At 35.2% G+C, this 526-nt stretch carries 1 protein-coding gene; it reads left to right on the plus strand.

From position 1 onward, the window contains the following. On the plus strand, positions 1–495 hold a 495-nt coding region (locus tag AC3WLU_RS26775), incomplete at its 5' end, for an IS3 family transposase (RefSeq protein ID WP_492598232.1). Between the last annotated feature and the right edge of the window lie 31 nt (positions 496–526).

Raw genomic sequence — 526 nt, forward strand, 5'->3', positions numbered from 1 at the left:
GAGAAAATGAATCAAAAATGGGTAACAGACGTAACGGAATTTCATTTATTTGGGGAGAAACGTTACCTATCCCCTATCCTTGATTTATGTAATGGTGAAATTATTGCCTACAAAGTGATGAAACGCCCTGTTTATAAACTTGTTGGAGATATGTTAGATGAGGCGATTAAACACCTAAAACCAGAAGATACGGTCATCCTCCATTCGGATCAAGGGTGGCATTATCAAATGAAGAAGTATCAAAAAACCTTAAAAGATTCCCGCATTATACAAAGCATGTCCCGTAAGGGAAATTGTTTAGATAACGCAGTCATTGAAAACTTTTTTGGCTTGTTAAAGTCTGAATTGCTTTATCTCCAAGAGTTTGAAAGTATGGAGCACTTTGAAAAGGAATTAGATGATTATATTCATTACTATAACCACAAACGAATGAAGGTAAAATTAAAAGACCTGAGTCCGATAGAATACCGAACTCAGGTCTTAGAAGCTGCTTAAATTATATGTCTAACTTTATTGGGTCAGATCA

The organism is Peribacillus sp. FW305-BF15 (assembly GCF_058783805.1).